This is a genomic window from Mitsuaria sp. TWR114, from assembly GCF_007997345.1.
Genome location: NZ_VOSR01000431.1, coordinates 1 through 3,425, shown reverse-complemented (window position 1 = coordinate 3,425; position 3,425 = coordinate 1). Strand labels below are relative to the sequence as shown.

The window sequence follows — 3,425 nt, the reverse complement described above, 5'->3', positions numbered from 1 at the left end:
GCGCCGCAGCGCGCGCTGGAAGAACAGGCTGTTGGGCAGTTGCAGGCTGGTGCCACTGGCCGGGTCGCCGCTTTCGAGCAGCGTCGTGTAGACCAAATTGATGTCGACCACGCGGCCCTTCACGCCGGGCTTGTCGCCGGATTCCAGCAGTTCCACGACGTCGCCGACGCGGAAGGCGCGAGTGACGTAGATCAGCAGCGCGCAGAAGAGGTTGGACAGCACGCTCCACGCGGCGAAGAACGCGACCGCGCCCACGGTCGCGAAGCCGGTGAAGGCGGTCCAGAGGACGGCGCCGGAGACGCCCAGCCGCTCCAGCGACCAGAGCACGGCGCCGCCATAGATCAGCACCGCGACCGAGCGCAGGAAGACCGTGGCGACGGTCACGGGCAAGGCGTAGGCGCTGGTGAGCTTGCGGGTGAGGTGGCGCGCGATGCGCATCACGAGCCAGGCGCCCAGACCGATCAGGATGACCTCGATCAGCGGGACCAGGAGGTCGAGCCACTCGGCGGCCCAGGCGGGCAGGACATCGTGCAGGAGCCGGTTCAACTTGTTCATGGGAGGCGAGTGTCGGTGTCTTCGGCGGGGAATGTCTGTATCGGCATGAACGCCCTCGCCCCCGCGAGGAGGGAAAGGGCAGGGAGAGCGGCTGCTTCGAAGGGCTGCAGCGCGGTGGTGCGGTCTCGTGTGCCCGAAGGGTGGGACAACCGAAGAGCCGGCCGCGCGGCGGCACGCGGTTAACCTCCGGCGGCCGCTCACGTCCCGTGTGGCGGCCTCGCTCGCGAGGAGCGCCGGCCAGGCGCCCCGCCGCGTTCCTTCACTGCCCGAGGGCCTTCATGCATCGACTGTTCCGAGTCCTGGCCTCCGTGTGCGTGCTCGGCCTGTCCGCCACGGCCGCGCGCGCCGACGACAGCACCCGCATCGCCTTCGACAGCTTCACGCCCAAGTCGCTCTTCGACCTCGCGCGCGAGCGCCGCGCGCAATGGGTACCGACGCCGGTATGGGGCGATCTGAGCCTGCCGGCCGGTGTTGCCGGACCGGTGCCCGCGATCGTGCTCGCGCACGGCAGCGATGGCGTGGGGCCGGGTCTGCAGCAGTGGGTCCAGGCCTTCAACGGCATCGGCGTGGCGACCTTCATCGTCGACAGCTTCGCGCCGCGAGGCGTGTCGTCGACCGCGGCGGACCAGACCAGCGTGCCGGCCGCGGCCAACGTGATGGACGCCTTCCAGGCGCTGCGGTTGCTGTCGGCCGACCCCCGCATCGACGCCAGGCGCATCGGCATCATGGGTTTCTCGCGCGGCGGCACCGTGGCGCTGCAGACGGCGCAGTTGCCGTTTCTGCGGGCTGTGGTGAAGACCGGCCAGGCCTTCGCGCTGCACATCGCGACCTATGCCGGCTGCTCGCAGATCTATACCTCGCCGAACCTGACGCGCGCGCCGCTGCTCAACCTCGTCGGGGCCGCCGACGACTACACGCATCCGGAGCCCTGCGAGGCTCTGGCCGCCGAGTACGCCACGCTGGGCACGCCGGTGGAGACGCATCGCTACGCCGATGCGCATCATGCGTGGGACAGCCTGCTGCCGGTGCGCTACCGGGCCGATGCGACCAGCGGCTACGCCTGCGGCGTCATCCGCACCGACATCCCGACCTGGGTGGTGACCTCCGAGCGCACCGGGCAGGTGATCCCGTCGGACCAGCTGACGGCGTTCATCAACGCGTGCATGACGCGCGGCGCGCACGTCGGCCGCAACGAGGCGGCCTTCCAGGCCTCGCGCGAGGATGCGACGCGCTTTGTGCGGCGCGTGTTCTTCGGTCAGTGAAGGCCGCGGCGAATCGGCACACACGTCCGCCAATATCGGCTGTTCGCGCCGGCGGTCGGTGTTGTGAACCGAGCGGGGGCGCCCCTCGCTTCAAGGCGCGTGCGCGAGCGCGAAATCCAGCGCCGCGCACACGGCCGTCACCTGCGCCGCGACGCATTCGTCCGGGGTGGTGCGCGGGCTGTCGGGATAGACCTCGGTGGTGGTCGTGAAGGGCGCGCCGGTGAGGCTCGCGCACAGGCCGGACTGGCGCACCGGGAACTCGATCACGCCGTCCGCGATCACCGGGAAGCCGATGATCCGGCCTTGCGCGTCGGGCGGCGCGATGTGGGTCACGCGCCGCACGGCCTCGATCACGGCCTGCTGGAAATCGAGCCGCGTGGTCTCGCTGTCGCCGACCAGGTAGAAGCCGTCCGGCACGCGTCGCGGTCGGGCTCCTTGCCGTCGCGGGCCGCCAGCGCCGGCTGGAATTCGGTGGCGTCGGTGTCGGTGGTCTCGTGCAGGTCGATGTGCAGCAGGAACCGGCCCGCCAGGGGCTCGACCAGCGCGATCAGCGCGCTCGACTCCGCGGCCTCGCGCGCGCGCCGAAGTTGCGGTTGGGATCGACCGCGTGGTAGTTCCAGCGGCAGATCCGCTCATAGGCCCAGGGGCTGACGCAGGGCACGACCAGCAGGTTGACGCGGCCGGCGTAGCGCGCCGCGTGGTCCTCGGCGAAACCCAGCGCGCCCAGCACGCCGCTGGTCTCGTAGCCATGGACGCCGCCGGTGACCAGCGCGACGGGCAGCTCCGGCCGCCAGTCGCGGCTCTTGAGCGCCAGCAGGGGGTAGCGGTCGTCGCCGTAGGCGAGCTCGCCATAGCGGACGATCTCGAAATCGTCGGCGAGCGCCTCGACGCGCGGGACCACGTCCTGGTCGTGGCGGCGATGCCGGACCTGGCGCTCGCGCCAGGCAGTCCGTTCCGCGTCGCCCCAGGGGACGCCGGGGGTGCCGATGGGATAAAAGCGCGCTGTGCTCATGCTGGCTTCCGGAAGAGGGTTGGACCGATGGCCCGCGATGATGCCGCAAGGCAGGGAGGCCGGCCGTCGGTCACGGTGAGGGCGGGACGCCGGCAGGGGAGAATGCGCGTCGCTCGGGCGGCGCTGTCCACGGCGGCTGCCCGCGACCCCTGGTGCCTGGACATGAAAGACCTCGACATGCAGCGTTTTCGGATGGCGGCGGCCGGCCTGGCCACCCTCGGCCTCACGGCCTGCCAGTCGCCCGCGCCATCGGACGATCCGTCCTGGACCACGCAGGCCGTCTCGATCTATCGGACGGAAGCGGACGCCCTCGACGTCGTGGCGGGACGGTTCGGGCCGGTGCCGCTCGCGCTGGAACGCAGCGCCGACCTGGTCGTGCTGGGGCGCAGCTCGTGCTCCTCGACCGCCGTGAAGGTCCGCAATGCCCAGGGCGTCATCGGATGGACGCCCGCGAGCGGGGTGTCCGACCCTGGACCTTGCCCGCTGCCGTCCGGCCCGGCGTGACCGCCTGATCGGACGCGCAAATCCGCGGACGAGCGGACGACCGGAAATCGCCCGCCCGGAACGACAGAACGCCCGGCATGCCGGGCGTTCTG

The 3,425-nt window shown here is 71.3% G+C and carries 5 protein-coding genes; 2 read left to right on the top strand and 3 right to left on the bottom strand.

Annotated features, from left to right (window positions below):
- The coding region (locus FUT87_RS15795) for a mechanosensitive ion channel family protein (protein ID WP_147241628.1) at positions 1-555 on the bottom strand (555 nt) is incomplete at its 3' end.
- Positions 556-833: 278 nt separating this feature from the next.
- On the opposite strand from FUT87_RS15795, the gene FUT87_RS15790 reads away from it, so the two are divergent.
- A complete protein-coding gene (locus FUT87_RS15790; RefSeq protein ID WP_147241627.1) occupies positions 834-1,817 on the top strand; it encodes a dienelactone hydrolase family protein in 984 nt (327 codons plus the stop codon).
- A 90-nt stretch (positions 1,818-1,907) separates the two neighbouring features.
- Here the strand turns inward: FUT87_RS15790 and FUT87_RS30780 are convergent, their stop codons facing one another.
- Positions 1,908-2,234 (bottom strand): hypothetical protein, encoded by a 327-nt coding sequence (locus FUT87_RS30780; RefSeq protein WP_255511871.1) that lies wholly within the window; start codon positions 2,232-2,234, stop codon positions 1,908-1,910.
- A gap of 130 nt (positions 2,235-2,364) precedes the next feature.
- Positions 2,365-2,829, bottom strand: coding sequence for a DUF2817 domain-containing protein (locus FUT87_RS30775; protein ID WP_255511870.1), 465 nt, complete (start codon positions 2,827-2,829; stop codon positions 2,365-2,367).
- Between the two features lie 162 nt (positions 2,830-2,991).
- On the opposite strand from FUT87_RS30775, the gene FUT87_RS15780 reads away from it, so the two are divergent.
- The gene (locus FUT87_RS15780; RefSeq protein ID WP_147241626.1) at positions 2,992-3,333 is read left to right on the top strand and encodes a hypothetical protein; all 342 of its coding nucleotides are present in this window, start codon (positions 2,992-2,994) and stop codon (positions 3,331-3,333) included.
- Positions 3,334-3,425 lie beyond the last annotated feature (92 nt).

Coding starts and splice junctions, on each gene's coding strand:
- FUT87_RS15790 (WP_147241627.1), top strand. CDS start 834: ATGCATCGACTGTTCCGAGTCCTGGCCTCCGTGTGCGTGCTCGGCCTG.
- FUT87_RS30775 (WP_255511870.1), bottom strand. CDS start 2,829: ATGAGCACAGCGCGCTTTTATCCCATCGGCACCCCCGGCGTCCCCTGG.
- FUT87_RS15780 (WP_147241626.1), top strand. CDS start 2,992: ATGAAAGACCTCGACATGCAGCGTTTTCGGATGGCGGCGGCCGGCCTG.